The sequence below is a fragment of the Pelotomaculum isophthalicicum JI genome (genome assembly GCF_029478095.1).
Taxonomy (GTDB): Bacteria; Bacillota; Desulfotomaculia; order Desulfotomaculales; family Pelotomaculaceae; genus Pelotomaculum_D; species Pelotomaculum_D isophthalicicum.
The window spans coordinates 1-1,865 of record NZ_JAKOAV010000079.1 but is presented as its reverse complement, the minus strand read 5'-3'; the positions used below and the strand labels follow the sequence as shown (position 1 = coordinate 1,865).

The following is a 1,865-nucleotide window of genomic DNA, read 5'->3' as shown; positions in this document are numbered from 1 at the left end:
GATGGGGACTTGCCGGTGTAGGCGGGATGTAAGGAGCCCGTAGGGCGACTGAAATCCCGCCTACACCGCGCGGCGCGCGGCCGGGGGCCGTCGTCTCCCCTCGACGGATACAACGTTTTTTAGGAATACAACCGTGCGGACATTTGTCCGGTTAAAAAACCTTGCTATTAATCGGTTTTTGGGGAGCCCCCGGCGCCGGTGTCCGGACATTTGTCCGGCGCTTGCCCGGTTTCAAAGAGTTCCGGGTGATGTTGCCTGATAATCTCCAGGTGCTGTTTTACCACTTTTTTGCCCCGTCCGGTAAGGTGGCTGATTTCGACGAGACCCATCCCCCGGCGCACCAGGAACTTGATTCGCTCGTAGTCTTTGATGTACCGGTCTACGGCTTCCTGGCTGTGGTTGACCTGCCGGGCAATATCCGGCGGAGCGACTTTCTTTTCGTACAGTTCAAGGATAATCCGCTTGTGGGTGATCCCGGGCCCCATGTCCAGCTTGTTCCCTTTGATCGGCAGCACGACCTGGTGCTCTTCCTGGTATTCTTTGATCCGCTTGGACACGGATGTGGGTGTCCTGTTTACCATCAGGGCCAGTTCTTCAATGGTTAGCAGGCCCCCTGCTCATAGGCGGAGTTGATCAGCCGGACGATCTTTGCTTTGTCCCGCTCTGTGGAGGGCAGGTTCTCCATCATCCGGAGGTCTTCTTCAGCTATAAGCGGTAGCGATATGCGGGTGTTTTTGTAGTCTTCGACCCGCTGGCCCAGTTTTGGCTTCTTGTTGTCACTGGAGGTGGTGATCCAGGTAAGATTACCATAGGCTTCTTGACCGGCTCGCGGGTAAAATTCGTCTCTTAACTGGCAGATATCGTCGGCAATGAGCTCAATGACTTTGTGACTGCCGATAAGCTTGTATTCCCGTTCGAGCATTTCAATGAGAGCGCTTCGAAACGTGCGCTTTCTTATGGCACTTTCTTTATCGTTAACCATTTTCATGAAACTGCAAGGCCCCCTTTTTGCTCTTCACTTGCTACGTTGCGGCTTGCTTTGGTGATCAGATCTTGTAGTCTTTCGGCATGTTCGGGGGTGTTGTAGCGCAGGTAAAGTCCTGCGTATTCCCTGGCCAGACGCTCTGATATGCCAGCGATATGGGCGGTTTCCGCCAGGTTCAAACCTTTTGGGATACACAGGACCACCCGGGCAAAGTCCATGATGTATCTTTTAATGGAAGTGGTTGTGTGCCTTGTTGTCCGGGCGATCTCGGAATAGGTCTTGTAGTCGAGATACAGGCTGACAATCCACGCTTTATGGGATATGCTCGGGCCTATGTCGTGATATAGGCCGCGGGTTTGCACTCGAATGCCGCGTCCTTGCAACTGCTTGATGGTACGCCTGATGGTCCGGACGTCTACCTGGAGTATGTCGGCGATGTCTTCCTGGGTAAGTACGCCGCCCTGTTCAAGGGCTTCTTCGGTCATCCGGCAGATCTGCACTTCGCGCAGTCCGGACGCGCCATGTTTGCGAAATACCTCTTGATCTTCGGCGCCGGCGTCAACGGTTAGCTTTACGGTTACTTTGGGCAGTTCGCGCAACCGGGGCCCGTGCTTTGCTTTTATGGAAACAACCTGCCGGATTACCCGACCGGTTTCACACATCCGGTCGGGGTCATAGCGGTCGAGTTCGTAGATCTCTTTGACTGTATTGATGGCAGCTTCGGCTGTCTTGGGAGAAAACTCGAAGTGATTGACAAATATTTCAAATAGCTGGCTGTCTCTTGTCTTCGCCTGAATACGTTCTTGTATTGCTTTTTCCATGGGTTTGTCCTCCTCTGCTTTGGTTTCCTCCCGTTTGCTATTTATAGCTTACAGGAGTT

General features: G+C 53.2%; 1 protein-coding gene and 1 pseudogene. Both read right to left on the bottom strand.

The features are described from left to right. Nucleotides 1-167: 167 nt before the first annotated feature. Nucleotides 168-922: pseudogene (locus tag L7E55_RS17470) on the bottom strand (DUF1670 domain-containing protein). Between the two features lie 62 nt (nt 923-984). After that, entirely contained in the window at nt 985-1,806 is an 822-nt protein-coding gene (locus L7E55_RS17465) for a DUF1670 domain-containing protein (RefSeq protein WP_277445639.1), read from the bottom strand. Nucleotides 1,807-1,865 lie beyond the last annotated feature (59 nt).